The organism is Chromobacterium phragmitis (genome assembly GCF_003325475.1).
GTDB classification, from domain to species: Bacteria; Pseudomonadota; Gammaproteobacteria; order Burkholderiales; family Chromobacteriaceae; genus Chromobacterium; species Chromobacterium phragmitis.
The window spans coordinates 3,022,366-3,048,773 of record NZ_CP029495.1; the positions used below are offsets into that span (position 1 = coordinate 3,022,366).

The following is a 26,408-nucleotide window of genomic DNA, read 5'->3' on the forward strand; positions in this document are numbered from 1 at the left end:
CACGCTGATATGTCGCGTGTTCCCCACGCCCGTGGGGATGAACCGAGCTGACATGCCGATCCCCTTCCCCTTCGACTGTGTTCCCCACGCCCGTGGGGATGAACCGTTGATCGAATGGGCTGGCCGCTCGCCTATGGCGTGTTCCCCACGCCCGTGGGGATGAACCGCTATCTCCTTGAAAAGGTCGTTCTGGTGCAGCGTGTTCCCCACGCCCGTGGGGATGAACCGGCCGTGGCCAGGTGGCGGTGGTTCTCCTTCAAGTGTTCCCCACGCCCGTGGGGATGAACCGACGATTTCGACGGCCTCGCGCTCCTCGTCGGTGTGTTCCCCACGCCCGTGGGGATGAACCGTGACCATCCACCAGGCCGCCGAGGCTAACACCGTGTTCCCCACGCCCGTGGGGATGAACCGTAGCCCTTCGCATCCAGGCGAGCGGCAGCGCGTGTTCCCCACGCCCGTGGGGATGAACCAGCAAAACGCGCAGCGATACGCCGCGCTTTGCCGTGTTCCCCACGCCCGTGGGGATGAACCGGGCGCTAGCAGGTCGCGGGCGATGCGCGCCATGTGTTCCCCACGCCCGTGGGGATGAACCGCTGGGTCTGGTGGAGAATCTGATCATGCGGGTGTGTTCCCCACGCCCGTGGGGATGAACCTTCATTCTGATTAAACGACGCGACGGCGGAAACGTGTTCCCCACGCCCGTGGGGATGAACCGAACCAGCGGCAGCGGCTGACCGCCTGGCGTCGGCGTCAGATGTGTTCCCCACGCCCGTGGGGATGAACCGAGAGTCGAGGAGCTCTTCTGCTCGCGCCGCAGGTGTTCCCCACGCCCGTGGGGATGAACCGTAATTTATGATGGGCAGCATATTATGTATGAAGTGTTCCCCACGCCCGTGGGGATGAACCGTCAATTGCATCTGCCAGTTCCACATATTTGATGTGTTCCCCACGCCCGTGGGGATGAACCGCTGGCGTGACGCGCGGGACCATCTCCACCCTCGTGTTCCCCACGCCCGTGGGGATGAACCGGCCGTCTTATTGATATGGACCTATTGCAGGCCGTGTTCCCCACGTCCGTGGGGATGAACGGTGTCATTAGAAAGCAAGTAAATGGCAAAACGGAGTTCTCTTCGCTAATAGAGACAGCTACTTGGTAGTTGCTGTGTGGATACTTTTAGCGTGAAATGACATTGGGGTTTTTGGCTGCTAATCTGCGCACCTGGGTAGAGTCCAGCGTGCTGACCGATTTCTGCCGGAGGAGCGATGCAGTCAGACTTAAGCGAATTGTTTCCGCCTAATGGGGCGATTGTGATTAGGAGCTTAACTTTTAATACATTGCCGCTTGTTGTCCGACAGCTCTGGGCCAAAAGCGGTGATGCTCAGGGCCATGGTCTGCTATGCCACATGCTGGATGTGGCGGCGGTGACCGGAGCCTTGCTCGACTACTGCGGGATTTCGGCAAAGGAGCTGGCGCGGCGTTTCGGCCTGCCCGAGCATGCGGCGTTTCCATGGCTGGCCGCCTTGGCGGGCTTGCATGATTTGGGCAAAGCCACGCCTGGCTTTCAGGCGAAATGGGATGACGGACGTTTGCTGGATGAGCAGGCGGGTTTGCCGTTTGTGCCGGAAAAGGCGTTGGAGCAGGATCGTCACGACCTGGCTACAGCCAGTCTGTTACCTGCGCTGTTGCAGGCGCGCGATGCGCCTTTTGCCTGGGCCTTGTGCGTGGCCCAGGCGGTCAGCGCCCATCATGGCTTCAACTTCGTCGATATGCGCAAGGGCGCGCCTTTGCGCGAGCCTGACGTATGGAAGCAGGCGCGGCAGCAGCTGTTCGACGTTTATTGGGATACGGTGGCACCGCCGGAATTGCCTCAGGATTGCGATCTATCGTTGACTGCGGTGGAGTGGCTGGCCGGTCTGACCAGCGTATGCGACTGGATAGGCTCCAACTCAGAATGGTTTCCGCCAGGGGAGCGCGGCGCAACGCCGCTCGAACATTTCCAGGGGGCGCAGACAATTGCGCGCGCGGTCCTGATGGATGAAAACAAGCTAGGGTGGCCGCCCAAACATGCTTTGCTGCAACAGCCTGATGTCCATTGCGACGAGTTGTTGACCCGCATCCTGAACGCTCCGCAGCGGCTTGATGCCCGGCCGCTGCAGCGTGTTGCGGACGCGCTACTGGCAGAGGGGGCCGGGCCTGCCTTGATGGTGGTGGAAGCGCCGATGGGCGAGGGCAAGACCGAGTTGGCGTTTCTAGCCAGCCTGCGGCTGCAGGCTAGACAAGGCCATCGCGGCATCTATTTCGCACTGCCGACTCAGGCTACCGGCAACGCTCTGTTCGAACGCGCGCTGGTGTTCTTACGCGCGTTCTCGGATGGCATCCGTTTGGACATCCAGCTAGCGCATGGCGGCGCGGCCATGAATGAAACGGTGGCTAAGCTGCGCAATGTCTGGGGAGATGAAGGGGACGACGCAGTACGCTCGTCCTCCTGGTTTGCGCAGCGCCGACGCGGTTTGCTGTCGCCGTATGGTGTGGGCACGGTGGACCAGGCGCTGTTTGGCGTGATGAATGTCAAACACCACTTTGTCCGCTTGTGGGGCCTGGCAGACAAGGTTGTAGTGCTGGATGAAGTCCATGCTTATGACGCCTATACCAGCACGTTGATCGAAGCCTTGCTGCGTTGGCTCAAGGGCATGGGTTGTTCGGTCATCCTGATGAGCGCCACTTTGCCGGACGCTCGGCGCGCCCGCCTGTTGAATGCCTGGAGCATCGATTTCTCGGACATCCCGGGATTGCCCTATCCAAGAGTTGTATTGGCGGACCATGGTGGCGTGCGGGGCGAGACATTCAACGTACGCGAACAGCAGCCGATCGCGGTGTCCGGCCTGGACGAGTCGCTGGAAAGCATCGCCGCCGCCGCATTGGCGGCATTGGAGCAGGGCGGCTGCGGCGCGGTGATCGTCAATACCGTGGATAGGGCGCAGCAGCTGTACACCATGCTGGTGGGAAGACTGGCGGGGGACGTCGAGTTATTGCTGTTCCATGCCCGTTTCCCCGCTGATGAAAGGCTGTTGCGCGAGCGGCAAGTCTTGCAGACTTTTGGCGCGCCGGATGCTTCCGGTCAACGGCCAGAGCGAGCCTTGCTGATCGCTACGCAAGTGGCGGAACAAAGCCTCGATATCGACTTCGATTTCCTGATTTCCGACCTCGCACCGGTGGATTTGCTGTTGCAGCGCGCAGGCCGGCTGCATCGCCATCGCCGCGAACAGCGGCCTCACTCTCATCAAACGCCGCATTTGCGGGTTGCCGGTCTGCTTCCAGACCGCCTGCCGGAGTTGAAAGAGACCAGATGGGCAAGCATCTATGGCGATTACCTGTGCCTGGTGACTTGGGCCATTTTATTGAATGAGCCTGTCTGGCGTTTGCCGCTGGATATCGACAGGCTGGTGCAGGCGGTTTACGCGCCGTGGCCGGATTTGAGCCATCTGCCGCAAGAACTGCGAGACCGGATCGAGATGGTGGACAAGACTCGCCACGGCGCAAAGACGACCTTCCAGGCCCAGTTGGCCAGCCATATAGCCATCGATCCGAACGCCGAGCCAGCCTATGCCTACGCGGATAAGCCGCATGGCGCGGATGAGGACGACATTCTTGGCCTGCGCAACAAAACGCGGCTGGGCGAAGACGGCGTTACCGCGCTGCCGCTGTGGCCGGATGTCGACGGCAACTGGCGGCTGGCTCCAGATGACGCGCCATTCAGTCCGCAGCAGGCGGTAGATGACGCGCTGGCCAAACGCTTGTACGCGCGCCAGATCAAGCTGTCCCGCAAGGATGTGGTTCAGGCGCTGTTGCAGCAGCCTTTATTTCCCGCGCTGCAGGAACATGCTTTGCTGGCGCATTGCCAGCCGCTGTTGCTGCAGGCCGGAGGCTGCTTGCTGGGCGATACGCTGGTGAGTCTAGATCCGAATCTGGGCCTGATATACGGCCTGGCGTCGAAACAGGAGAAGGCATGAACGCAAGATTCAATCTATTGGACGAGCCCTGGCTGCCGGTGCGCAGGCTGGATGGCCGGGTGGAGATGGTCGGCTTGCTCGAACTGTTTGCTCGAGCGGGAGAAATAAGCGGTCTGGCAGAAACCGATCCACCCAATCTGATCGCGCAATACCGGCTGCTGCTCGCTATCTTTCACAGGGCCTTGGCGCAGGGCAAAGGGCAGTGGTCATCGCGTGACATGGCGGGCTATTACAGAGAGGGGCTGCCGGCCGATCTGATCCACGCTTATCTTGAGCAATGGCGGGAACGCTTCTTCCTGTTTCATCCCGAATTTCCCTTCATGCAGGTGGCGGCATTGGCTACGGCGGAAGAAACCCGCGACAAAACCAAACCGTGGACGCAGATAGCTTTGTCCAGCAGCACCGGCAATGCGCCCGTTGTGTTTGACCACGCGGTGGACACCGCGCCCATATCCATTGCAGCGCCGACCTTGCTGAGACAGTTGCTGGGTTTTCTGCAATTCACGCCTGGTGGTCTGGTGAAAACGCTGCGCGATTCGGACAAGGCCGGCGCGTTGGCCAATACCGCGGCGGCAATGCCGCAAGGCCATAGTTTGGCGCAAACCTTGTGTCTGGCCCTGCACCCCGCGTCGGCGGACATGGGGAAGGACCTGCCAACATGGGAAAAAGGGCCGCTCGCCATTAGCGCGTTGAAGGGCGAGCCTACCTTGGCGACGGGGCCTAATGATCGCTACACCCGTTTGAGCAGGGCAGTGTTGTTGTTGCCGGAGGGTGATGGCCTGACAGTGGCGCGCATCCGCTTCGCGGCAGGGTTGGCGCTGGCCGATGATGAGCACGCGCCGGACTCGATGGCCAGTTACAGAATGGGCAGCAACGGCTTGGTGCGTTTGAGCTTTACCGAAGGACGGGCGCTGTGGCGCGATCTGGCGACCTTTTTGCCGGATGCGGGCGGCAAGCATGCTTTGCCGGCGGCCGTGCTGAGTTGGGCGGAAAAATTGCGGCAGCCAATTGGGCAAACCTCGGCCATGTCTATCTTGGTAGCCGGCTTGGCCAGCGATCAGGCCAAGTTGTTGCGCTGGCGCGCGGAGCGCTTCGTGCTGCCTTGCCGTTTGCTGGAACAAGCGGAAGCCGCCGATGAGTTGCGCGATTTTCTGCGACGGTCGGAGGAGGATTTTTCCGGACTGCGCCAAGCGGCGACTACGCTGTTGGCACGTTCCATGCCGGACGAGTCGCACAAGGATACCCGCAGCCGGGCGCGTACTCTGCTGGACAACGGCCCGGCCGCCGCGCTGTATTTTTCAGCGCTGGAGCGTCAGTTGCCGCGTTTATTGGATTTGATCGGCGAGTCGCGTCTAGATGAGGCGGACGCGCATTGGAACGATGCCCGGCACGTCGCTTTGGAACAGGCTTGGGCAGCCGTCTGCCGCCAGTCTGGAACGACAGCCAAGGCGCTGCGCGCACAGACGCGGGCGGAGCCGGCTTACCGCTCGCTGTTGAAACCGTTGAGGCCCCAATCTTCTGTCGAGGAGCAAGTCCATGTCTGAGCACGCGCAGGATTTCATCCTGCATTTGGAGCAGTTGGCGGAGTGCGATAGAGGTGCGCTGGCCGCTTTGCGCCGTAGCGCCAGTTTCCCGCCTGGCGCTTACCCGCCGGCATTCCCCTATGTCGAGCGCTTTGTGCCGGCAGACAGCCATGCCGACGACAGCTTCCGCTTGGCGCTGTATGTCTCGGCTGGCCTTTTCGCCCTGCTGCCCAGGCATCAAGCAGGCCAAAGCCTAGCCGCCGCCTTCGGCAAACTTTGGCAGCACCGGAAAAGCGACAGCGTGGAAAAGCGCTTCATTGCGTTGCTGGATGCGGAACCGGAACAGTTGCCCAACTATTTGCGCCAAGCGGTGACGCTGCTGGCGGCGGATGGTTACGGACTGGACTACCAGGCTTTACTGCGGGATCTGAATTATTGGCTGTCGCCCTGGCAAAGGGAGCAATACGACGGCACCACCTCGCGCGACAAGGTGCGCCGCAATTGGGCGCGGGACTTCTATCGCCAGCATGAAACCGAGCAAGGCTGATTTTTTTCCATTACCAGAGAGATAGCCATGAGTCTGTTTGTCGAATTCCATTTGATCCAGAATTTCGCGCCGTCCAATCTGAACCGAGACGACACCGGCGCGCCCAAGGACGCGGTGTTTGGCGGTTATCGCCGCGCGCGGGTCAGCAGCCAGTGTTTCAAGCGCACCATTCGGCTGGGCGCAGATTTTCCGTCGCAAAACCAGGGCGTGCGCACCAAGAAGCTGCTGGACCTGCTGCGCAAGCAATTGAGCGAACAATATCGTCGCGAGAGCGAGGACGTGAATGCCCGCATCGAGGCTGCCCTGGCGGCTGCCGGCCTGAAGGTGAAGGACGATGGCAAGACGGAATACCTGCTGTTTCTGGGACAGCAGGAGATCGATGCCTTTGCCAAGCTAGTGAATGAGCATTGGGATGCGCTGGCTGCGCCGGTCAGCAGCGAGAAAAAAAGCAAGAAGGACGCCAAGGCCAGCGCGCCGGCCGAGGTGGTGAAGCAGGCGAAGTCCATCATGAATGGCGGCAAGGCGCTGGATGTGGCCTTGTTTGGGCGAATGCTGGCCGACCTGCCGGAAGTGAACCAGGATGCCGCCTGCCAGGTGGCGCACGCGATCAGCACGCATCGCGTGGAGCGCGAGTTCGACTATTTCACCGCAGTGGACGATATGGGCGGCGCGGATGAGACCGGCGCCGGCATGATAGGGCAGGTGGAATTCAATTCCGCCACCTTCTACCGCTATTCGATGGTGGACCCCGTCAAACTGGCGGCCAATCTGCAGCATGATGGCGAGTTGGCCCTGACTGGCCTGCGAGCCTTGACTCTGGCGACGGCGCGCGCCATTCCCACCGGCAAGCAAAACACCTTTGCCGCGCATAACCCTCCCAGCTTCATCGGCGTGGCCATTCGTCACGCCAGCCCGCTGAATCTGGCCAATGCTTTTGAAAAGCCGGTGTACGCGCGCGGCGGCGAAGCGCTGACCTCGCCATCGGTAGCCGCGCTGGCCGACTACGACAGCAATCTGTCCGGCATCTATGGTGACGCGAACGACGCTTGGGCGTATATCGATTTGTCCGGCGCTTGGCCTGCGGGCAAAGGCGAAAAGCTGCCCAGCTTGAACGCGCTTGCCGATTGGGTGGTGGCGCAGGTCCGCGCCAAGCTGGAGATGTGAAATGGCCACGCTGCTGCTGAGGCTGGCCGGTCCCATGCAGTCCTGGGGCACGACCAGTCGTTTCGATGAGCGCGACAGCGGCCTGGAGCCATCCAAGTCCGGCGTACTGGGTCTGATCTGCGCGGCGCTGGGAAGGGACCGCACCGAGCCGCTGGACGACTTGGCCGCGTTGAAAATGAGCGTGCGCGTGGATCGAGAAGGGCTGTTGATGCGCGATTACCAGACGGCGACCGGCGTCTTGCTCGCCTCTGGTAAGGCAGACGCCAAACGCACGGTGATCAGTCCGCGCTATTACCTGGCCGATTCGGCTTTTTTGGTGGCGTTGGAGGGCGAGCATGGTTTGCTGGCAACCATACAGCAGGCCTTGCAGCGTCCCGTGTGGCCTTTGTCTCTTGGGCGCAAGGCCATGCCTCCATCTTTGCCGGTGTGGTTTCCTCATGGCGTTCAGGACGGAGATGCCCACGCGCTGCTTGCGCATTGGCCGAGAGTGACGGCATGTCGTGCCGAGCATAAGGGCCAGCCCTTGCGCCTGATGAGCGAGCATCCAAGCGAAGGCGCGGTGCGCTTGGACCAACCAGTGGCGCCCTTCGCCGAGCGCCGCTTTGGGCCGCGTTTTGTTAAGCCGGAGGTGGTTAATGTACCTGACGCAATTGAGGCTTGACGCTAGGCAGGCCGCCGCGCGCCGCGATCTGGCCAACGCTTATGACATGCACAGGAGTTTGTGCCGGGCATTTGCGGCAGATGAGCATGCCAAGCCTGCGCGCTTTCTGTGGCGGCTGGAGCGGCATGACGCCACGCAAGGCGAGGCTGTGGTGCTGGTCCAGTCCGAGCAGCCTGGAAACTGGCAACCGCTTTCTCATCTGTTGAATGTCGCCAGCAAGCCGCTGTTGTTGGATACGCTGGTGCAGACCGATAAGCGCTATTTTTTCCGCTTGTTGGCCAATCCCACGGTCACCAGGGAGGGCAAGCGCTACGGTTTGCAGGCGGAGGAGGAACAGCTGACTTGGTTGGCGCGCCAACTGGAGAAGTCCGGCGCGGTGGTCCAACATGTGCAACGTGGCCTAAGCCAACAATGGCGGCTACGCAAGCCTGGTCGCTTGATCACGGTGCAGGCTGTGCGCTTTGACGGGGTGCTGGCGGTGGACGATGCGCAGAAATTGCGCTTGGCCATGGCTTCCGGCTTGGGGCACGCCAAAGCTATGGGGTTGGGCCTGCTGTCTCTGGCGCCGCTGTAAAGGAATTGGGATGAGCCAACCCCTCCCGCCCTTGAAGCCGCTTCCCATCAAGGAGCGGCTTTCGGTTTTGTTTGTCGAGCGCTGCCAGCTGGACGTGCTGGACGGCGCTTTCGTCGCGGTGGACGCCACTGGCGTGCGCACCCACATCCCGGTGGGTGGCGTGGCGTGCTTGATGCTGGAGCCGGGCGTGCGGGTGTCGCACGCCGCCTGCAAGCTGGCGGCTCAGGTGGGCACGCTGTTGGTGTGGGTGGGCGAGGCCGGGGTGCGGCTGTATTCGGCCGGCCAGCCCGGCGGCGCGCGCGCCGACCGGCTGCTGTACCAGGCGCGGCTGGCGCTGGACGAAGACGCGCGGCTGAAGGTGGTGCGGGAGATGTACCGCCGCCGCTTTGGCGAAGAGCCGCCGCAGAAGCGCAGCGTGGAGCAGCTGCGCGGCATCGAGGGCGCGCGGGTGCGGGCCATGTACCAGCAGCTGGCGCAGCAGTACGGCGTCAAATGGCAGGCGCGCAATTACGACCGCGAAGACTGGGACCAGGCCGACATCCCCAACCGCTGCTTGTCCGCCGCCACCGCCTGCCTGTATGGCGTGACCGAGGCGGCGGTGCTGGCGGCCGGCTACGCGCCGGCCATCGGCTTCATCCACAGCGGCAAGCCGCTGTCCTTTGTCTACGACGTGGCAGACGTTTATAAATTCGAAACCGTGGTGCCGGTGGCCTTCGCCGTCGCCGGCAAGCCGGTGCACAACGTGGAGCGCGAAGTGCGCCAGCGCTGCCGCGACATGTTCCGCAAGACGCGACTGCTGGAGCGCATCATCCCGGACATCGAAACCATGCTGGATGCCGGCGGTCTGGACAGGCCAGAGGCCCAAGGGGTGGTGGACGCGGCGTTTCCGGAAGACGAGGGGTTGGGCGATGTTGGTCATCGTGCTTGAAAACGCGCCGCCCCGGCTGCGCGGCCGGATGGCGATCTGGCTCCTGGAAATCCGCGCCGGCGTTTACGTGGGGGCCTACAACCGCAAAATCCGCGACTACCTGTGGCAACAGGTGGAAGAAGGATTGGAAGACGGCAACGCGGTGATGGCCTGGCAGGCTGCTGCCGAGGCCGGCTTCGACTTCGTCACCCTTGGGGCCAACCGCCGCGTGCCGGCGGAGTTCGATGGCGCGAAATTGGTGTCTTTCCTGCCGCCTGCCGTGTCGGAAGAGGCGGGCGAATAGGGGCTGGACGAGGCTGTTTGGAAGAGAGGTTTGGCTCTTTAAAAATCGGTAGATTTTTGAGTGGTATTTTTTCTTTGCAAAATCATTGACTTGTAATTGGAGTGTTCCCCGCATACGCGGGGATGAACCGACCGAAATGACGTTACAAAATTTATTGGAATCGTGTTCCCCGCATACGCGGGGATGAACCGGCGTACCGCTCCAGCATCGATGGCGCGCTGGTGTGTTCCCCGCATACGCGGGGATGAACCGTCTCCAACCTGTGGTTTTTACGTACTCACGCCGTGTTCCCCGCATACGCGGGGATGAACCGTCTGTCGCCGCCGACACCGTTACCACCAGTAGGTGTTCCCCGCATACGCGGGGATGAACCGTTCAACGACCTGACCGCAACAGCGGCGGACAGGTGTTCCCCGCATACGCGGGGATGAACCGACGCTGACCAACAACATCTCGCTGGACCTGTAGTGTTCCCCGCATACGCGGGGATGAACCGGGGGCAGCACCCTGATTTCGGCGCCGGCGAATGTGTTCCCCGCATACGCGGGGATGAACCGCCTCGACGAAATATTGGGAGGCACGGCCGCCAGTGTTCCCCGCATACGCGGGGATGAACCGGCGTTGTGCGATGAGCTGGACGTGATGAAGGCGTGTTCCCCGCATACGCGGGGATGAACCGTAGGACACACCGCGCTGCAGCGCCTCGCCGAAGTGTTCCCCGCATACGCGGGGATGAACCGGCCTGTGCCATCGGTGCGCTTACGATCCACGCGTGTTCCCCGCATACGCGGGGATGAACCGCGTGAATCCATCAATCCATGCGTCCAGCTCGCGTGTTCCCCGCATACGCGGGGATGAACCGCACTACGGTGACCGTGAACGACGTGTATGGCAGTGTTCCCCGCATACGCGGGGATGAACCGTACCCAGCGTTCCATCCCAGCTATTTGCGCCGGTGTTCCCCGCATACGCGGGGATGAACCGCTGGGCTACGACGTGGAATACCGGACGCTGGTGTGTTCCCCGCATACGCGGGGATGAACCGGACCACGCAACCGGCGACGGCGGCACCACCATGTGTTCCCCGCATACGCGGGGATGAACCGCCCTGGATCTGAGCGCAACCCCGCTATGGGCTGTGTTCCCCGCATACGCGGGGATGAACCGGCGCTGGGGGTTTCGCTGACGTGGCTGGAGACGTGTTCCCCGCATACGCGGGGATGAACCGGCCTACCGCTCCAGCATCGACGGTGCGCTGGTGTGTTCCCCGCATACGCGGGGATGAACCGAGCAACGCTGGGCGCCGCGACGCGGCGTACGAGTGTTCCCCGCATACGCGGGGATGAACCAGGGACGCAGGAAGAGCTGGCCCTGATTTGCGACGTGTTCCCCGCATACGCGGGGATGAACCAGCTGACCGCTAATAGTCACCTGGATCATCAAATGTGTTCCCCGCATACGCGGGGATGAACCGCTGGAATCCGAACGCAGCAGCTCCGGCAGCGGGTGTTCCCCGCATACGCGGGGATGAACCATGGATGGACTCAGTCATCGATCTCATGGGCCAGTGTTCCCCGCATACGCGGGGATGAACCGGCCAATGTCAAGCAACGGAGCGAGGCTGGTAAGTGTTCCCCGCATACGCGGGGATGAACCGTACTGGCTGTACAGGCTGCCGGGTGATGCCGCGTGTTCCCCGCATACGCGGGGATGAACCGGTGAGTTCAGCGGCTACGCAAATCACCATTTGGTGTTCCCCGCATACGCGGGGATGAACCGAGCTCGCGACAACTCCAGAGTGTACCTGGAGGGTGTTCCCCGCATACGCGGGGATGAACCGGAAATTGTCACCGTCCATGTTGCTGATAGAGCGTGTTCCCCGCATACGCGGGGATGAACCGGGGCGCTGGGCATGGCGACACATTCATTAAGCGTGTTCCCCGCATACGCGGGGATGAACCGCGTCTACATGCTCTTATGCCTCTGTTCGAGCAAGTGTTCCCCGCATACGCGGGGATGAACCGGATCGGCTCGGGAGACCGCGAAGCGGCGGCCGGTGTTCCCCGCATACGCGGGGATGAACCGCCACATCACGCAGAAAATCGTACAGACGCTGTGTGTTCCCCGCATACGCGGGGATGAACCGTCGTTCAATCAGATCCGTCTGGGATTTTGCCAGTGTTCCCCGCATACGCGGGGATGAACCGTACAACGGAAAGCCTGATGTCTGCCATGTGTGCGTGTTCCCCGCATACGCGGGGATGAACCGCTCGGCATTACCCTTGCGACCCGCCACCGTCAGTGTTCCCCGCATACGCGGGGATGAACCGCCGTTTCAACGACCACGCCCTTTCTCGCCACCGTGTTCCCCGCATACGCGGGGATGAACCGTCAGTCTCAACGACAGCAACGGCAACGCGATTGTGTTCCCCGCATACGCGGGGATGAACCGGTCGCCCAGGTACTGGGAATCGACCCGATGGAGTGTTCCCCGCATACGCGGGGATGAACCGCCGCCGGATACGAGATTATCCTCACGGTGCAGTTGCTGTGGTTCCTGTTTGTTTGACTCATCGGTCTTGGGACGGTTTGCCTGCGCGACCGTTTTCGCCAGCCAGATGCTCCACCAGCCTCAGCGTCAGGCTTTCCCGCGCCGCATTGGCGGGCCAAACGGCGTAGACGCCTAGCGCCTCCACTTGCCATTCCGGCAGGACGGTTGCCAGCCGCCCGGCGGCGATATCCTCCTGCACCAGGAAAGCTGGCGGCGTGGCCAGGCCGCAGCCGGCGATGGCGAGCCGGCAGGCGGCATCTATGCTGTTGACTGTCAGGCGCGGTTGGAAGGCGAAGGTTTGCGCTTCATCGGGGTCCAGGCTCAGCGTTTTGCGATTGGGCCGCATGCGCATGCCCAGCCAAGGCCAGTTGGCCAGTTCCATCGGGACGCGTGGCGCTTCGCGTTCCGCCAGCAGCGAGGGCGCGGCTACGGTGAGGCGCGGCATATCGAACAGGCGGCGGGACTTCAGGGCGCTGTCCGGCAGCTCGCCGATGCGGATGGCCAGGTCTATGCCATCGCGTATCAAGTCTCGCTTTTCATCGCTGAAGTCCAGCGCTAATTCCACTTTGGGATACATCCGGGAGAATGCGGCCAATTGATCGGTGAGCGGGCTGCGGGCGAAGAAAGCGGGAAGGGTCAGACTAAGACTGCCGGAGGGTTCCGCGGCTCTGCCCGCCAGCGCGTTGAGGCCGCTTTCCGCCGCTTGCAGCATGGCCTGGGCATGGCTGTAGAGCGCCTGGCCATCCTGCGTCATCGACAGCTTGCGGGTGGAGCGGTATAGCAAGGCGGTTCCCAGTTTGTTTTCCAGCTGGGAGACATGATGGCTCACTACCGAGGGGGATAGCGCCAGCGTCCGCGCTGCGGCGCGGAAGGAGCCGGTTTCCACTGCTTTGGCGAATACAGCCAGCGCGCGAAGCTCGTCTATCATTGTTCTATTTTTTCGATTAGTGAATTCTATTTGATCTGGATTGTAGCGTAGTTGGCGGGCATGCATAGTGGAGCGGTTCATTCATCACCAGGAGGCTCCATGAGCGCTATCCGCTGCGTTGTCATTATCAATCCCGAACTGCCGCTCGGTATCATCGCCAATACCGCCGCCGTGTTGGCCATGTCTCTGGGCAAGCTCCGCCCGGCGTTGGTGGGGGGGGATTTGCCCGACGCTCAAGGCGGGTTGCGGACGGGCATCACCACGGTGCCCATACCTGTGCTGCGCGGAAGCGCAAGCCAGTTGCGGGAATTGCGCGCCGCCGCCCGCGCTTTTTCCACTGAGCTGACGCTGGTGGAGCTGACCAGCGCCACGTTGCGGACGCGCAGCTATCAGGAGTACGCGGCTGAGCTGGCGGCTACGGCGGAGGCGGATATCGACTACCAGGGGCTGGCGCTGTGCGGACCGGCCAAGCGGGTGCGGCAACTGACCGGCAGCCTGGGTTTGCTGCGGTGAGGGGGGCGATATGATCTGGAGCTTCATTGCCGCCACCATTTTGGTCACGCTGTTGCCTGGGCCATCTTTATTGCTGATCGTCGGCGCAGCGATCCAGCGGGGATGGCGCGCCGGGGCCGCCGTTTCCCTGGGCGTTGTGCTGGCGGACGCCATCTTGTTGCTGGCGGTGCTGGGAGGATTGGGGGCGCTGGCGCGCGCCGAGCCGTTGGCGCTGTCGATTTTGAAATGGCTGGGCGCGGGATATCTTCTGTATTTGGGGGGAGCGCAGTTGTGCTTGGCTGGAGGCGGTGCGGCGGCCGACGAGGCGGGCGGTTTCCGCCGAGGCGTGGCGACCACGCTGCTCAATCCTAAGATCATCGGTTTTTTGGCGGTGTATTTTCCGCAGTTCATCCGACCGGATCAGGATGTGTGGCGGCAGATGCTGTGGCTGGGGCCATTATTTCTAGCGACGGTGCTGGCGGTGTTTCTGTTGTGCGCGGCCGCTGCGAAGATGCTGGCAGGCGTCTTGGGCGGGGCCGGCGGCGCTTGGCTGGAACGTGGATGCGGCTGCTGCTTGATCGCTTGCGGAATCTACTCCGCCATCGCCTGAGGCCGTGGGAGGTTGCGGTCAGGCAGGGCGCCGCTCGCAAGCATGTTCCAGCCAGCGCCAGAGTTCCGGGGCGTTGAAATCGGGGATTGCCGAGTCGGCGCCGGCTTCGAACAGCGCGGCGGGCGGCAGCGTGCCGGCGAGGGCGAAGGTGTGCAGGCCGGCCTGCTTGGCCGAGCGGATGCCGGATGGCGAGTCTTCGAAGGCGCAGGCGCGGGCGGCATCGCCGCCCAGGCGGGCCAGGCCGGCAAGATAAGGCAGCGGGTGGGGTTTGCCGTAAGCCAGTTCATCGCCTATCACCAGCGCATCCACCAGGGAGGCCAGGCCCAGGCGCTCCAGCATCAGCTCCGCGTTGGCGCGGGGCGCGTTGGTGACCACGGCTATGGCTGCGCCGCGGGACTGTGCCCAGTCGAACAGCCGCGGCGCTCCGGGTGTCGCTTCCACTTGGCCGAGCGTGGCGCGGAACAGCGCTTCCTTGCGCTCGGCTAGCTCGCGGTGCCGTTCCGGAAGGTGGGGCAGCAGCGCGCGCATGATGGCTTCATTGCTGGAGCCATGCACGTGCAGGAGATAGCTGTCGTGGTCCAGCTCGCGGCCATGTTCGGCCAGCAGGGCGCGGAAGGCGCGGAAATGGAGTGCGTCGGTGTTGGCCAGGGTGCCGTCCAGATCGAACAGCAGGGTGAAATCGGCTTGCGGCATGGCGGGCTCTTTCTTGATCCGCCGCCATGGTAGGCGGGCTGCTAGCCGGCTGGCAATCCATTTGGTCAAAACTTTGGCGGCCGCGAGGGCGCGACGCGCGGCCTGGAGAGATGGGTTCGACGCGTCAGCGCGGGGAGGGGGGCGTGACGCCCAGCCGATAGATGGTGGTGCTGCGGTAGGGGTGCTCCGGGCGCAATACGGCGCTTGGGAAGTGGGCGACATTCGGTGCGTTGGGGAAATGCTGGGTTTCCAGGCAGAAGCCGTCGGACTGCCGGTAGGCTCGGCCGGACGCGCCGCGGTAGCGGCCGGTGAGCACGTTGCCGCTGTGCAGTTGCAGTCCGGGCTCGGTGGTGAGCACGTCCAGCCGCCGTCCGCAGCCATCCTCCGCCACGCGTGCGGCCAGGCGCGGATAGGGTTCCGCGCCGTCGCGAGACAATACGTAGCAGTGGTCATAGCCGCGTCCCAGGCGAATCTGCGTATCGTCGGCGCGGATGTCCTGTCCCAGAGGCTTGGGCTCGCGGAAATCGAACACCGTTCCCTGGACCGCGCGGACTTCTCCGGTGGGAATCAATTCTTCCGTCACCGGAAGAAAGTGGTCGGCCAGGATGGCCAGCCGGTGCCCCAGCGCGCTGCCGCTGCCCTCGCCGGCCAAGTTGAAATAGGCGTGGTTGGTGGTATTGAATACCGTGGGGCGGTCGCAGCTGGCTTCGTAGCTGATCACCAGGTCGCCGGGTGGCCGCAGCGCGTAGCTGACGGTGAATATCAGCTTTCCGGGGAAGCCTTGATCGCCGTCAGGGCTGTCCAGCCGCAGCACCACCTCGGGCCGGTCCGGCAGGTCGATCACAGCCGCGACTTGCCACAGGCGGCGATCGAAGCCTTCCGGTCCGCCGTGTATCGCGTGGCTGCCTTCGTTCAGGTCCACCTGATGCCAGCGGCCGTCCAGCTGGAAGCGGCCGTTTTCGATGCGGTTGGCGTAGCGGCCCATGGTGGCGCCCAGCCTGCCGCCGGCCTGACGATAGTCGTCAAGCCGGGTGTAGCCCAGCACCACGGAGTCGAAGCGGCCCTCGCGGTCCGGGCAGCGCAGCGATTGCAATGTCGCGCCCCAGGCCAGGATGGCGGCGCTGAAGCCGTTGCCTAGCGCCAGCTCTAGCCGTTCGACGGTTTCGCCGCCGGGCAGGGTGCCGAATGCGGAGCGGGTGATCATCGTATAGCCTCCGTGCGGGTGCCGCGCGCGGCGCGCATGCGCATCAGCGCGTCGAAGCGTTGCAGAATGGCGGGCCGCTCCCGGCTGGCCCGCTCGGAGTTGATGGCGAATAGTCCAGCTTCGCGCTCTTCGCGCAGCAGCAGCTTGGCGTGATGGCGGTACAGCGAGGAGGCCTCGTCCGACATCACCCACTCCAGCACCCGCCGCGCCAGCGCCTGCTGCTTGCTGGCGGCCAGGATGCCGTAGACTTCGGCCTCGGCGCCTATGGCCTCGTGAGGCAGGGCCAGTTCCAGCGCCGGGTTGTCGCGGAGGCGGCGTCGAGCGGAGACGCGCACGGTGATGCCCAGCGCCGCTTCGCCTTCGCCGACGCGCGCCGCCGGCTCCCAGGCGGAGCCGGGGTAGTCGAGCACATTGCGGTCTATTTCCACCATCAGCCGCCAGCCGTCTTCGGAACCGTAGTATTGCAGGATGGTGGTCAGCGCCAGATAGCCTGCGCCGGAGCGGCGCGGGTCGGGAAACAGCAATGCGCCTTTCAGCGCCGGAGCGGCCAGATCGGTCCAGCGCGAGGGCAGGCCGATGCCGCGGGAACGCAGCAGCGCGGGGTCGGCGACAAAGGCCAGCGAGAAACCGGTGGGGCGGCAGAAGCCGTCGGCGTCGCAGCCTGCGCCGCGCGGCGGCGGGGCGATGCGGGGGGCGATGCCGGGGCTTTGGGCGGCGGTATCGGCCCAGCCCAGCACCAGATCGCCTTCCGCGCCGGCCAGCAGAAATGCCGTGAGGCTGGAGGTGGGCATGCGCCACACGTCGATGGCAACGTCCGGCATCAGGTGGCTTAGCGCTTCCAGATAGTCCGCGAGTTCGTAGGGCTCGAAGGCGCTGAAGGCTATCAGACGTCCAGCGGCGCCGCTGCCGGTGGCGGCATCGATGAGGACGGCGTCCGCGGGCAGGCCGGGGGGAGGGATGGCGGGGCTCATGCGCCGGACTCCTCTGCCACTGCGCGCAGCGCCAATCCATCCAGCCGGCTCCATAGGGCCGGGACGGTGAAGTCGGCGATCACTTCGTCCGCGCCAGCCTCCCGCAAGACGGCTGCAGGCAAGGCCGAACCGACGCCATAGGTGTGGATGCCCGCGCCGCTGGCGGCGCGCACGCCGGACAGCGAGTCTTCGAATGCCAGCGCGCGCTCGGCCCGGCCGCCCAGCCGCTGGAGTCCGGTCAGATAAGGCAGCGGATCCGGCTTGCCGCGGGGCAACTCTTCGCCTATCACCAGCGCGTCTATGCGCCCCAGCAGCTCAAGCCCGGCCAGCATGCGTTCCGCATTGGTGCGCGGCGCATTGGTGACCACAGCGATGGGGACTTTGCGCGCCTCCGCCCATTCGAACAGCGCCAATACCCCGGGCGTGGGTTCCAGCGTGCCGATGGCGGCGCGGAACAGCTCCTCCTTGCGTTCCGCCAGGCGGCGATGGCTGTCGCGCGACAGGTCGGGAAACAGTTCGCGCATGATCGCGTCGTTGGAGGCGCCCATGATGCGCTCTTTATAAATCTGCATGGTGATGCTGCGTTTGTGATCGGCCAGCAGCGTCTGATAAGCCCCGAAGTGCAGGATGTCGGTGTCTACCAGCGTGCCGTCCAGATCGAACAGCAGCGAGAAGTCGGCTTGGCTCATCGTTTTCCTTTCTTATGCCAGTCTCAGGCCTTGTGCGGCAGGGCGTGCCGGTAGCCGGCCGCAAGGCAGGCGGCGGCCATCAGCAGAGGCAGGATGGTCAGCATGCCTATGGCATTGATCAGCCCCGCCACCTGGCCGATATAGCCCAAAACGATGGGTATCGCCAAGAGGGATATGCCAACGGCCTGAGTGGCGCCGACTGAAATCAGCTGGACATAGCCCGGCTCCAGACGAACGGCGTTGCTGATCAAAAGCGGAAAGAAATTGCCCAGGCACATGCCGGCCAATGCCAGCGCGGCTATGGTGACCGTGGGCACGCTGCTGGCCCACAGCGTGAAGATGGCGCCGCTGCCCAGCAGCGTGGCAGCCAGCAGCATGGCGCGGCCATCGAATTTGGCCAGCAGCCGGCTGGACACGACGCGGCCGAACACGGTGCCGCCGAAAAATACCGACATCAGGCTGACGGCCGGCGCAGGCCCCAGGCCCAGCCTGCCCTCCAGAAACTGGGCTCCCCAGAAGCCTATGCCCCATTCCGCGCCTATGCCCAGCAGAACGGAAGCCCAGCATATGGCCACAGCCAGCGGCACGCCGTCGCGGGAGGCTGCGCCGTCGCGGCGGGACTGGCGGGCAGGGCGGGCCTCGGGCGGGGGCAGCAGCATGACCAGCGCCAACGCCAGCGCGGCGGCCAGCAACGTCGCACGCCAGGGCAGGCCAAGCGTGGCCAACTGGCCAACCAGCAATGGGCCGGACAGCACGCCGGCGCCGGCGAAGATGAAGGCCTCCACCAGCGCGATGTCGCGGTGTTCAGCCTGGTGCCAGGCCAGGCCTGCCTGCACCGCAGACTGCAGCGCGCCGCCGGTCAGCCCCATGGCTGCCGCGGCGGCCAGCGTGCCGGCGAAGCCTCGCGCTTGGGTGATGGAGAGCACGGCCAAGACCATGGCGATGGCCGAACCCCGCAGTAACGGTCCCAGGCGCAATCGGGATAGCAGCCAGCCGCCAAAAAGACCGGATGCCACCAAGCCGGCGGCGTAGCAACTGAAGTGCCAGCCCACCTGGATCGGATCATAGCGGAACTCTCCTCGTAAAAAGGGGAGAGTGGAACCCAGCACCGATTGCTGGAAACCGAATACGGCCAGCACCAGATACAGGAACCAGGTGGGGCCGTCTCGGCGGAAGGGCGGAGCATGGTCCGGCATGGCGTTCTCCTGAGCGTGACCGGGCGGCCGCTAGTCCAGCAGCCTGTGCAGCTGCGCGTATTGCAGCAGCATGATGGTCTTGCCGTCGGCGATGTCGCCGCCGTCCACCATCGCCAGAGCCTGGCTCAGCGGCAGCTCCAGCACTTCCAGCTCCTCGCCGTCGGCCTCCACGCCGCCGCCATTTCCAATCTTGTCGCGCGGATGGTACTCGCCGACGAAGAAGAACAGCTTTTCCGTGACCGAGCCTGGGCTCATGAAGGCTTCGAACACTTTGCGGACGTTGTCTATCCGGTAACCGGTCTCTTCCTCGGTTTCGCGGCGGATGCAGGTTTCCGCGTCATCCTGGTCCAGCAGGCCGGCGCAGGTTTCTATCAACATGCCGTCATGGCCGTTGACGAATGCGGGAAAACGGAACTGGCGGGTCAGGATGACGGTGCGGCGCGCGCGGTTGTACAGCAGGATAGTCGCGCCGTTGCCGCGGTCATAGGTTTCGCGCGACAGCGTTTGCCAGCTGCCGTCGCGTCGCTGGTAGTCGAAGGTGGTCTTGCGCAGCACGTGCCAGTCGTCGGACAGCACTTCCACGCGTTGGATACGAACCCGTTCTTGGGTGGCGGCGACATCGCTCATGGGTCTTCCTTTTATTGATTGATCAATCGGTCTGCGTTGGGCGCGACGGTCAGCAGCCGCGCCAGCATGGCGGGGTCGCGCTGTTCGGGCGCGGTCATGATGGCGGTATCCAGCGCGCGGTCGCAACCGCAGCGGCAGCCGCCGGCATGGCGGTTCATTTTTTGCACCGCGTCCTCCACCAGTTTGCGAGCGCTGTCGCCGATTTCGGCCATCCGCTCCGCTACCAGCGCAGCGTTGACCGGCTGCTGCGATTCGAGCCAGCAGTCGTAGTCGGTGGGGATGGCCACCAGCGCGTAGCAGAGCTCGGCCTCGCGGGCGAGTTTGGCTTCCGGCATCGCCGTCATGCCTATCACGGTGCCGCCCCATTGGCGGTAAAGACGGGATTCGGCGCGGGTGGAGAACTGCGGCCCCTCCATCACTACATAGGTGCCGCCGTTTTGCGCCGGCACGCCCATGGTTGCGGCGCTGTCGGCCAGCGTCTCGCGCATGCGGCCGCAGACAGGGTCGCCGAAAGGCACGTGGCCGACCAAGCCGGGGCCGAAGAAGGTTTTGTCGCGCATCAGCGTGCGGTCGATGAATTGGTCGATCAGCACGAAATGGCCGGGCGGCACATCTTCGCTCAGGCTGCCCACCGCGCTCATCGACAGGATCTGGGTGCAGCCCACGCTGCGCAGCGCGGCGATGTTGGCTTTGGCGTTGATCGCAGCGGGCGGTATGGTGTGGCCGGGACCATGCCGCTGCAGGAAGGCCACCGGCACGCCGCACAGATAGCCTGTGATCACTGGCGATGACGGCGCGCCGAAAGCGGTGGCGCAATGATGGGCGCGCGAGTCGGTGAGGCCTAGCAGCCGTTGGAAGCCGCTGCCGCCAATGATGCCGATGCGCGCCGAGTGAATTTCATTCATGACGTAGTCCTTGGGTGGGGAGTCGGCCGGCCAGCGGCGCGGCCACCAGCCGTTCGCGCAGCTCGGATAGGGCCGACGGCGCGTGGCCGCTGCGGAACAACAGACCCTCGCTGGCTTGGTCGGTGTAGCGAGGGTCGTGGATTTTCAGGTGCCGGTCTATCGCCGGCAGGTAGTTCCAGCGCACGCCGGGATACAGCGAGTGGGCGAGGTGGTAGGCGTCAGAGGTGGGGGCGATGAACACCCGGACCAGCCAGCCGCCGATGCCGGAGTAATCGGTGGGGCGACCCATCAAATACTCCAGCTCCAGCCGCTCCAGCGGGAAGCCGGGCACGAACCAGCGATGCTCGGCCAGCAACGACACCCAGGCGAACACGGCGTATGAGGTGAACAGCGGCAGCAGCCAGCCGAAGGCGACTCCGGGCCAGCCGCCGGCCCAGTAGAGCAGGACGCAGACGGCGAGCAGCGCGATGCAGCGGGCGAGCGCAGTCGCTCGCGAGTGGTTGAGCAGGCTGTTGCGGGTCATGGTGACGAGGTTGTTCCAGAATCCGGCGGGGCTCAGTGGATAAAACAGCCGGGCGAGAAAGGCGAAGTCGGACAGGCCGGATGCGTAGCCGCCGGCGAATACCCGCGCGCGGTTGGGGTCCAGCTCCGGATGGTTGGGCTTGCGGTGATGGTCGCCGTGGGTTTTGTGCCGGCTGTGCATGTCGCGTTTGAACACCGGGAATTGGTAGAAGATGTCGCTCAGCCACCATTGCCAGGCATGGGATGGACATAGCGCGAAATGGACGGCGTTGTGGCCGAACTCCTGCAGCGCGCGCATGCGGCCGCCGCTCCACAGCGTCACCAGCGCCCAACCGACGGCGGAATCGGCCAGGGCGGCCGCCATCACTGCCGCTACGATGTCCAGCCAGGTCCAGACGAAGGGCAGCGGCGCGAGCCAATTGTCGAGTGGACGGTAGTAGGTTTCCGGATTGTCGTTGACGCGAGGCAGCAGCCGCAGCCTGCGCATCACCGGTCCGCTGTCGCGGTAATAGATATAGACGATGCCGCGCATCGCCAGCGAGGCTGCCAGCATCGCCAGCAGGAAATCGAGGGAATTCATGAGGGTTCTCCCGCCTCGGCCGGCGCGGACAATGCCTGTACTAGCGCCGCCAGACTGGCGAAGACAGGCACGCCGCCTTCGTCGAGCCGCGCGCGGTCCTGGTGGCCGGTCTCCACCAGCAGCGCGCGCCAGCCCACATGCCGCGCCACCTCGCAGTCGTGCAGCGTGTCGCCGATGAACAGCGTATCTGCCGGCGGCAGCGCCAGCCGAGCTTGCAATGCCAGGGCTTCATCCCGTTTGCCCGAAGCGTGGGTGTGGTCCAGGCCGACCACGTGTTGGAAGCTGCCAAGCAGTCGCTTGGCGTCCAGCGTGCGCAACAGCACGCTGTTTTGCGATGCCGACAGCACCGATGCGCCGATGCCGCGGGCCGCGGCGAGCTCAAGAAGCTCCGCGACGCTGTCTTGCATGGGACAGCGCGCGACATAGGCGTCGAAATGCTCGAGGTAGACGGCGACGATGTCGGCGAACGGATGGCGATTGAAGTCGAAACCCAGTCGAGCGTAGAACTCGACGATCGGGAAGCCGAACTCGCGCCGGTAGCGCTCGCGTGTGACCGGCTCTGCGCCGAAGCGCGCGCAGCAGCGGTTCACCGAAGCCACTGCCAGATCAATGTCGTCGATCAGGGTGCCGTTCCAGTCGAACACCAGATGGCTGACCCCGTCCAGCCACGCCGCGCTCATGGGCGGTCTCCGTCGGGCAACAGCGAGCCGAGCAGGATGCGCGCGGCGATGGGCGGCGCGTACAGCCGGGATGGGCTGGCGATCAGGTTGCTGACGCCGATCTGGGCTTCCAGCGCGCCGCGGTGGTAGGCGGACAGACGCGTCAGGCCGGCGCCGTACCAGTGCAGGAAACGGGTTCGCCAGTCGCGTTCGCCCTCGGTTTCCGGAAAGCGCAGGTCTTCGGTGACCGCCATCTGCCAGGCGGGGTCCAGCACCCGGCACAGCTTTTCCTGCAACTCTTGGAAGCCGAGTCCGCCGGCCAGCAGCGCGTCCAGGTTCTGGCCCAGGCATTCGGCCTCCAGCGCGCACAGCGTCATGCCCTGGCTGTACAGCGGATTCATGCTGCCCAGCGCGTCGCCTACCGCCAGCAGGCCGTCCGGCCAGCGCGGCAGCTGGTCGTAATGGCGGCGCAGGCTGCCGGGCATGCGGAAGACGGATACGTCTGACAGCGGCTCGGCATCGCGTATCACTTGATGGATGTCCGGCATCGGCAGCGCGGCCAAGGCTTTCAGAAAGGCGTCGGGGTCGCGGTCCGGATAGTGGCCGAACCAGCCGCCGGTAGTCACCATCCAGCGGTCGCCTTCTATCGGGCTGATCACGCCCATCGCGCGCTGATGCGGCGGCGTGGCCAGCACCAGCAGCACCTTCCATTGCCCGGCGAACTCCGGGCGGCGGCGATAGATGCGCGAGGCGTAGCCTAGGTCGGTTTTCACCATGCTCTTTTCCACCGCGCCGCAGCCGGCCGTTTCCAGCCATCCGGGCAGACGGGTGCCGCGGCCGCTGGCGTCCACCAGCGCGTCGGCCTCCAGCTGCCAGGCGTGGTCGTCGTTGCGCAGGCGCGCGCCGCCGATAGCCAGGGCGTCGCCGTCGCGGCGAAGGTCCAACCCTTCAACCTGGGTATGCGACAGCACGGTCACTTGAGGCAGCCGCGAAACGCGGCGGCGCAAATGGGTATCGATCAGCCGGCGGCTGCAGTAATGAGCGTGGATGCCGCAGCGGTAGCGGTTTTTCCAGCGTTCCGCCTGGTACCACTTGACGTCGTGGCCCAGGTCGGCAACCAGCGCGCCAGCCTGCTCCAGTTCCGACAGGAAGCCGGGGAAGGTGGCCTCCATGATTTCCTTGCCCCGCTGCAGCAGCAGATGGACATGGTGTTCCTGCGGCACGCTGTGGCGCCCGCCGGTTTCGTCGTGAAAGTCGCTCTTTTCCACGATGGTCACCCGCGGATAACGGCGAGCCAGCACGGCTGCCGCCAGGCAGCCGGCTACGCTGCCGCCCAGTACCACCGCGTGGCGGCCTTCAGTTCGGGACGTAGTCATTCAATGTCCTCGCGATGTAGTCGAGGTCGCTGTTGTCCAAATCCGGATGCAGCGGCACCGTGGTCAGCGAGCGCAGCAGGCGGGCGGCGTTTGGACATTCGCGCCGGTAAGGCGCCAGCAGCGGCAGCTGGTACAGCGGCTGGTTGTCGTATTTGCCGATGTCGGACGGGATGCCGCGCGCCATTTGGTAACGCACCAATCGGCGGCCGTCATGACCCACTGCCTGCAGCAGCAGCGCGTAGCCGTTGGCTTCGCCGCCGGCAGGCTGCGGCAGTTCCCGGAACGCCGGGTTGTCCAGCGCGGAGAGCAGCCGTTCGCGGTTGCGCTGGCGGATGTCCAGATGGGAGAGCAGGCGACGGCTGCGCGATAGGCCCAGCGCGGCCTGCAGGCCGCCCAGCTTCAGATTGACGCCCACGCTTTCCCCGGTCAGATCGCCGAAGCGGGTGTAGGCGCGGATGCGCTCGGCCCGCTTGGCGGACGTGGTCATCACGAAGCCGCCCTCGCCGGTGGACATGAACTTGCAATCGTGGGTGCTGAAGCAGCAGATTTCGCCGACGCGAGCCAGCCACTTTCCGTTCAGGCGGGTCAAATGGCAGTGGGCCAGATCCTGGATCAGCGTGATGCCGCGTTCTCGCAGCAAAGTCCACGTCTGGTCCGAGCGCACCGGGTAGCCCCACATCGGCACTTCGATCGCGGCGCGGGTGCGCGGACCCAGGCAACGCAATAAATCATCCGGATCCAGGCCGAAACTATCCGGTGCCACGTCGCAGAATACAGGTACCAGACCCTGCGCCAGGATGGGCAGCACCGTGCAGATCGGGCAGGTCGGCGCCAGCACCACTTCGTCTCCAGGCTCGAAATCGATTCCGGCAAGCGCGGCATGGACCGAGGCGGCGCCGGAGGATACGGCGATCACATGCGGCACGCCGTAGAGCGCGGCCAGCGCCGCCTCGTATTCTGAGACGATGCCGGCGGTGCCGGACAGGCCGTTTCGCAGCGCGCGGGACAGCTCGACGATGTCGTCCGGCGCGTCGTGGATGCAGGTTTCCGGGATGCGCCGCGCTTCCAGCGAGAGCGCGCTCATGAGCGGACTCCTTCCTGCACCGCCTGCCACACTGCGGGGTCATCGAACAAGCGCTCCAGCATCCGGCGGAAGTTGTCGAACATGGGCAGCGCGTCCAGCCGCTCGCGGGGGAAAAAGCCGACCTCCACCGCTTCGCGGCCAGGCGGGCAGCGGCGTTCGGGCGTGGCACACAGGTAGATCAGGTCCAGGTGGTAGTGCGGGGTTTTCGGATCGGCGATGTACTCGCTCAGCATCCGGTAGGGGAGGCTCATCGCGGCGACGTCGGCCTCCCGGTCATCCAGCTCGGCGTCGCGCGCGCCCAGCATTCTCGCGTGGATGCCGGTTTCCTCGCGCACTTCGCGCAGCGCCGCCTCGTCCGGCGTCTCGTGTCGTTCCACATGGCCGCCCGGGTACAGCCAGACTCCCAGTTTGCGGTGGCGCAGCAGCAGCACTTCGCGGTGAGGATTGAGCACGAAGGCGGAGGCGGTGAAGTGCCGTTCCAGGCTGGCGCGCTGCATGTCGCGTTCGCTGATCATGGCGCCTGGTATCCATTGATGACTTCGGCCATGTAGTCCAGCTCTGCCTCGTTCAGCGCGGGATGGACCGGCAGCGTGGTCATGGCGGCCAGCAGCGCCTCGGCGTTGGGGCAGGCGCGGCGGTACTGCGTCAGCGCCGGGAAACGGTACAGCGCCTGGCAGCCGTAGCGCTTGATGTCGGAGGGGATGCCGCGCGCGTCCAGATAATCGATGAAGGCTCGGTTGTCGGCGAAATCCAGCTCCAGGTTCAGGAAGTAATAGTTGGGGTTGCCGCCGTCGATGATCCGCTTTTCCCGCACTTGCGGGTGGCGCAGGCGTTGCAGCAGATGGCGGGCATTGGCGCGGCGGCGGTCTATTTGTTCGGTCAGCGCGGCCAGGCGGCTGCGGCCCAGCGCCGCCGGCAGCGCGGCCAGCTTGTAGTTGAGTCCGAAATCGCTGCCGTTGAGATTGCCGAAGCGGCTGTAGGAGCGGCAGCGCTCGGCCAGCTCCGCGTCGTCCGTCAGCACGAAACCGCCTTCGCCGGTGGCCAGCGGCTTGCGCTCGTGGGTGCTGAAGCAGGACAGGTGGCCGTATGACGACAGGTGGCGGCCGCGCAGCGTGCTGCCGTGCGAGTGGGCCAAGTCCAGGATCAGCTTCAATTCCAGCGAATCGGCCAGTTCCCGCAGCGAATCGACCTCGGTGGGATAGCCCCACATCGGGATGTCGATCAGCGCAGCGGCGCGTCCGGAGACGCGGTCGCGCACCGAGTCCGGATCGGCGCCGAAGCCGTGCTCGCGGGTATCGACGAAAACCGGGTTGGCGCCGGCGGCGATGACCGGGAAAACGGTGCACAGCGGGCAGCTTGGCGTCAGCAGCACGTCGTCGCCGGGCCTCACGCCGGCTGCGAACAGCGCCACGCTGAGCGCGGCGCCGCCGGAGGATACGGCGATGGCTTCGCGGGCATCGAACCAGCCGGCCAGCGCCCGCTCGTACTCGACGACGGTGTCGCTGGTGCCGGACAGCGCGCCTTGCAGCGCCTGCTGCAAGGCCGGGAGGTCATCGGGGCATTGCGGCCGGTACTTGTCCGAGATGGCGATATCGGCGGCGTGGGATAGGGTGACAGTCATGTGGTTCCC

General features: G+C 64.6%; 24 protein-coding genes and 2 CRISPR repeat arrays (1 of these 26 running past the window's edge). Of the genes, 10 read left to right on the forward strand and 14 right to left on the reverse strand.

The features are described 5' to 3' along the window. A CRISPR array of direct repeats spans window positions 1-1,090; the repeat unit is 29 nt; unit sequence GTGTTCCCCACGCCCGTGGGGATGAACCG; it begins 963 nt to the left of the window's first position. Window positions 1,091-1,263: 173 nt separating this feature from the next. From cas3 to cas2e, 8 genes are read left to right on the forward strand one after another with little or no spacing between them, the layout of a single operon-like run. After that, on the forward strand, window positions 1,264-4,011 hold the full coding sequence (gene cas3 / locus DK842_RS14490; protein WP_198414545.1) for a CRISPR-associated helicase Cas3': 2,748 nt from the start codon (window positions 1,264-1,266) through the stop codon (window positions 4,009-4,011). A 17-nt stretch (window positions 4,012-4,028) separates the two neighbouring features. Next, window positions 4,029-5,555 carry a type I-E CRISPR-associated protein Cse1/CasA gene (casA, locus tag DK842_RS14495; RefSeq protein ID WP_232538491.1) on the forward strand — a complete coding sequence of 509 codons (1,527 nt, stop codon included), beginning with the start codon at window positions 4,029-4,031 and terminating at the stop codon, window positions 5,553-5,555. Further along, window positions 5,548-6,081: a type I-E CRISPR-associated protein Cse2/CasB gene (gene casB, locus DK842_RS14500; protein WP_114062073.1), complete on the forward strand. Its 534-nt coding sequence runs from the start codon at window positions 5,548-5,550 to the stop codon at window positions 6,079-6,081. Before casA ends, casB begins: the two co-directional genes overlap by 8 nt. A 27-nt stretch (window positions 6,082-6,108) precedes the next feature. Next, a complete protein-coding gene (gene cas7e, locus DK842_RS14505; protein WP_114062074.1) occupies window positions 6,109-7,245 on the forward strand; it encodes a type I-E CRISPR-associated protein Cas7/Cse4/CasC in 1,137 nt (378 codons plus the stop codon). A 1-nt stretch (window position 7,246) separates the two neighbouring features. Then, on the forward strand, window positions 7,247-7,906 hold the full coding sequence (cas5e, locus tag DK842_RS14510; protein ID WP_114062075.1) for a type I-E CRISPR-associated protein Cas5/CasD: 660 nt from the start codon (window positions 7,247-7,249) through the stop codon (window positions 7,904-7,906). Beyond that, the gene (cas6e, locus tag DK842_RS14515) at window positions 7,881-8,480 is read left to right on the forward strand and encodes a type I-E CRISPR-associated protein Cas6/Cse3/CasE (protein ID WP_114062076.1); all 600 of its coding nucleotides are present in this window, start codon (window positions 7,881-7,883) and stop codon (window positions 8,478-8,480) included. Before cas5e ends, cas6e begins: the two co-directional genes overlap by 26 nt. A gap of 10 nt (window positions 8,481-8,490) precedes the next feature. Continuing rightward, window positions 8,491-9,408: a type I-E CRISPR-associated endonuclease Cas1e gene (cas1e, locus tag DK842_RS14520; protein WP_114062077.1), complete on the forward strand. Its 918-nt coding sequence runs from the start codon at window positions 8,491-8,493 to the stop codon at window positions 9,406-9,408. Next, window positions 9,389-9,691: a type I-E CRISPR-associated endoribonuclease Cas2e gene (cas2e, locus tag DK842_RS14525; RefSeq protein WP_114062078.1), complete on the forward strand. Its 303-nt coding sequence runs from the start codon at window positions 9,389-9,391 to the stop codon at window positions 9,689-9,691. The genes cas1e and cas2e overlap by 20 nt, the downstream gene beginning before the upstream one ends. 101 nt (window positions 9,692-9,792) lie before the next feature. Continuing rightward, a CRISPR array of direct repeats spans window positions 9,793-12,204; the repeat unit is 29 nt; unit sequence GTGTTCCCCGCATACGCGGGGATGAACCG. A 57-nt stretch (window positions 12,205-12,261) separates the two neighbouring features. Here cas2e and DK842_RS14530 read toward each other — a convergent pair. Next, window positions 12,262-13,170, reverse strand: coding sequence for a LysR family transcriptional regulator (locus tag DK842_RS14530; protein WP_114062079.1), 909 nt, complete (start codon window positions 13,168-13,170; stop codon window positions 12,262-12,264). A 99-nt stretch (window positions 13,171-13,269) separates the two neighbouring features. Here DK842_RS14530 and DK842_RS14535 point away from each other — a divergent pair, with 99 nt between their 5' ends. Continuing rightward, window positions 13,270-13,683 (forward strand): DUF2000 domain-containing protein, encoded by a 414-nt coding sequence (locus DK842_RS14535; protein ID WP_114062080.1) that lies wholly within the window; start codon window positions 13,270-13,272, stop codon window positions 13,681-13,683. 10 nt (window positions 13,684-13,693) lie between these two features. Beyond that, complete coding sequence (locus DK842_RS14540; RefSeq protein ID WP_114062081.1) at window positions 13,694-14,272, forward strand: LysE family translocator; 579 nt, start codon at window positions 13,694-13,696, stop codon at window positions 14,270-14,272. Between the two features lie 18 nt (window positions 14,273-14,290). On the opposite strand, the gene DK842_RS14545 is transcribed toward DK842_RS14540, so the two are convergent. The 13 genes from DK842_RS14545 to DK842_RS14605 all read right to left on the reverse strand — a co-directional run bounded on the left by DK842_RS14545 (window position 14,291) and on the right by DK842_RS14605 (window position 26,399). Then, window positions 14,291-14,965 carry an HAD family hydrolase gene (locus tag DK842_RS14545; RefSeq protein ID WP_114062082.1) on the reverse strand — a complete coding sequence of 225 codons (675 nt, stop codon included), beginning with the start codon at window positions 14,963-14,965 and terminating at the stop codon, window positions 14,291-14,293. Window positions 14,966-15,089: 124 nt separating this feature from the next. Continuing rightward, window positions 15,090-16,169: an aldose epimerase family protein gene (locus DK842_RS14550; protein WP_114062083.1), complete on the reverse strand. Its 1,080-nt coding sequence runs from the start codon at window positions 16,167-16,169 to the stop codon at window positions 15,090-15,092. Further along, window positions 16,166-17,140, reverse strand: a complete 975-nt coding sequence (locus DK842_RS14555) for an ABC transporter substrate-binding protein (protein ID WP_168194890.1) — start codon at window positions 17,138-17,140, stop codon at window positions 16,166-16,168. The genes DK842_RS14550 and DK842_RS14555 overlap by 4 nt, the downstream gene beginning before the upstream one ends. Beyond that, window positions 17,137-17,829 carry an HAD family hydrolase gene (locus DK842_RS14560; protein WP_114062085.1) on the reverse strand — a complete coding sequence of 231 codons (693 nt, stop codon included), beginning with the start codon at window positions 17,827-17,829 and terminating at the stop codon, window positions 17,137-17,139. The genes DK842_RS14555 and DK842_RS14560 overlap by 4 nt, the downstream gene beginning before the upstream one ends. Before the next feature lie 23 nt (window positions 17,830-17,852). Continuing rightward, window positions 17,853-19,025, reverse strand: coding sequence for an MFS transporter (locus tag DK842_RS14565; protein ID WP_114062086.1), 1,173 nt, complete (start codon window positions 19,023-19,025; stop codon window positions 17,853-17,855). 30 nt (window positions 19,026-19,055) lie between these two features. Beyond that, window positions 19,056-19,652 (reverse strand): GDP-mannose pyrophosphatase NudK, encoded by a 597-nt coding sequence (gene nudK / locus DK842_RS14570; RefSeq protein ID WP_114062087.1) that lies wholly within the window; start codon window positions 19,650-19,652, stop codon window positions 19,056-19,058. Window positions 19,653-19,663: 11 nt separating this feature from the next. Beyond that, window positions 19,664-20,557 carry an S-methyl-5'-thioadenosine phosphorylase gene (gene mtnP, locus DK842_RS14575; RefSeq protein WP_114062088.1) on the reverse strand — a complete coding sequence of 298 codons (894 nt, stop codon included), beginning with the start codon at window positions 20,555-20,557 and terminating at the stop codon, window positions 19,664-19,666. After that, a complete protein-coding gene (locus DK842_RS14580; protein ID WP_114062089.1) occupies window positions 20,550-21,659 on the reverse strand; it encodes a fatty acid desaturase family protein in 1,110 nt (369 codons plus the stop codon). The genes mtnP and DK842_RS14580 overlap by 8 nt, the downstream gene beginning before the upstream one ends. After that, on the reverse strand, window positions 21,656-22,339 hold the full coding sequence (locus DK842_RS14585) for an HAD family hydrolase (RefSeq protein ID WP_114062090.1): 684 nt from the start codon (window positions 22,337-22,339) through the stop codon (window positions 21,656-21,658). The genes DK842_RS14580 and DK842_RS14585 overlap by 4 nt, the downstream gene beginning before the upstream one ends. Further along, entirely contained in the window at window positions 22,336-23,694 is a 1,359-nt protein-coding gene (locus DK842_RS14590) for an NAD(P)/FAD-dependent oxidoreductase (RefSeq protein ID WP_114062091.1), read from the reverse strand. The genes DK842_RS14585 and DK842_RS14590 overlap by 4 nt, the downstream gene beginning before the upstream one ends. Then, the gene (locus DK842_RS14595; RefSeq protein WP_114062092.1) at window positions 23,675-24,778 is read right to left on the reverse strand and encodes a DegT/DnrJ/EryC1/StrS family aminotransferase; all 1,104 of its coding nucleotides are present in this window, start codon (window positions 24,776-24,778) and stop codon (window positions 23,675-23,677) included. The genes DK842_RS14590 and DK842_RS14595 overlap by 20 nt, the downstream gene beginning before the upstream one ends. After that, window positions 24,775-25,293, reverse strand: coding sequence for an NUDIX hydrolase (locus DK842_RS14600; RefSeq protein ID WP_114062093.1), 519 nt, complete (start codon window positions 25,291-25,293; stop codon window positions 24,775-24,777). Before DK842_RS14600 ends, DK842_RS14595 begins: the two co-directional genes overlap by 4 nt. Continuing rightward, window positions 25,290-26,399: a DegT/DnrJ/EryC1/StrS family aminotransferase gene (locus DK842_RS14605; RefSeq protein ID WP_114062094.1), complete on the reverse strand. Its 1,110-nt coding sequence runs from the start codon at window positions 26,397-26,399 to the stop codon at window positions 25,290-25,292. The genes DK842_RS14600 and DK842_RS14605 overlap by 4 nt, the downstream gene beginning before the upstream one ends. Between the last annotated feature and the right edge of the window lie 9 nt (window positions 26,400-26,408).

Bases quoted from the DNA above. Each gene is read 5' to 3' on its own strand.
- DK842_RS14590 (WP_114062091.1), bottom strand. From the start codon at position 23,694: ATGACTACGTCCCGAACTGAAGGCCGCCACGCGGTGGTACTGGGCGGC.
- DK842_RS14565 (WP_114062086.1), bottom strand. From the start codon at position 19,025: ATGCCGGACCATGCTCCGCCCTTCCGCCGAGACGGCCCCACCTGGTTC.
- cas1e (WP_114062077.1), top strand. From the start codon at position 8,491: ATGAGCCAACCCCTCCCGCCCTTGAAGCCGCTTCCCATCAAGGAGCGG.
- DK842_RS14605 (WP_114062094.1), bottom strand. From the start codon at position 26,399: ATGACTGTCACCCTATCCCACGCCGCCGATATCGCCATCTCGGACAAG.
- DK842_RS14595 (WP_114062092.1), bottom strand. From the start codon at position 24,778: ATGAGCGCGCTCTCGCTGGAAGCGCGGCGCATCCCGGAAACCTGCATC.
- DK842_RS14550 (WP_114062083.1), bottom strand. From the start codon at position 16,169: ATGATCACCCGCTCCGCATTCGGCACCCTGCCCGGCGGCGAAACCGTC.
- DK842_RS14545 (WP_114062082.1), bottom strand. From the start codon at position 14,965: ATGCCGCAAGCCGATTTCACCCTGCTGTTCGATCTGGACGGCACCCTG.
- DK842_RS14540 (WP_114062081.1), top strand. From the start codon at position 13,694: ATGATCTGGAGCTTCATTGCCGCCACCATTTTGGTCACGCTGTTGCCT.
- DK842_RS14600 (WP_114062093.1), bottom strand. From the start codon at position 25,293: ATGATCAGCGAACGCGACATGCAGCGCGCCAGCCTGGAACGGCACTTC.
- cas6e (WP_114062076.1), top strand. From the start codon at position 7,881: ATGTACCTGACGCAATTGAGGCTTGACGCTAGGCAGGCCGCCGCGCGC.
- DK842_RS14560 (WP_114062085.1), bottom strand. From the start codon at position 17,829: ATGAGCCAAGCCGACTTCTCGCTGCTGTTCGATCTGGACGGCACGCTG.
- DK842_RS14580 (WP_114062089.1), bottom strand. From the start codon at position 21,659: ATGAATTCCCTCGATTTCCTGCTGGCGATGCTGGCAGCCTCGCTGGCG.
- DK842_RS14585 (WP_114062090.1), bottom strand. From the start codon at position 22,339: ATGAGCGCGGCGTGGCTGGACGGGGTCAGCCATCTGGTGTTCGACTGG.
- cas3 (WP_198414545.1), top strand. From the start codon at position 1,264: ATGCAGTCAGACTTAAGCGAATTGTTTCCGCCTAATGGGGCGATTGTG.
- casB (WP_114062073.1), top strand. From the start codon at position 5,548: ATGTCTGAGCACGCGCAGGATTTCATCCTGCATTTGGAGCAGTTGGCG.
- cas2e (WP_114062078.1), top strand. From the start codon at position 9,389: ATGTTGGTCATCGTGCTTGAAAACGCGCCGCCCCGGCTGCGCGGCCGG.
- DK842_RS14555 (WP_168194890.1), bottom strand. From the start codon at position 17,140: ATGAGCCCCGCCATCCCTCCCCCCGGCCTGCCCGCGGACGCCGTCCTC.
- DK842_RS14535 (WP_114062080.1), top strand. From the start codon at position 13,270: ATGAGCGCTATCCGCTGCGTTGTCATTATCAATCCCGAACTGCCGCTC.
- DK842_RS14530 (WP_114062079.1), bottom strand. From the start codon at position 13,170: ATGATAGACGAGCTTCGCGCGCTGGCTGTATTCGCCAAAGCAGTGGAA.
- nudK (WP_114062087.1), bottom strand. From the start codon at position 19,652: ATGAGCGATGTCGCCGCCACCCAAGAACGGGTTCGTATCCAACGCGTG.
- cas7e (WP_114062074.1), top strand. From the start codon at position 6,109: ATGAGTCTGTTTGTCGAATTCCATTTGATCCAGAATTTCGCGCCGTCC.
- mtnP (WP_114062088.1), bottom strand. From the start codon at position 20,557: ATGAATGAAATTCACTCGGCGCGCATCGGCATCATTGGCGGCAGCGGC.
- cas5e (WP_114062075.1), top strand. From the start codon at position 7,247: ATGGCCACGCTGCTGCTGAGGCTGGCCGGTCCCATGCAGTCCTGGGGC.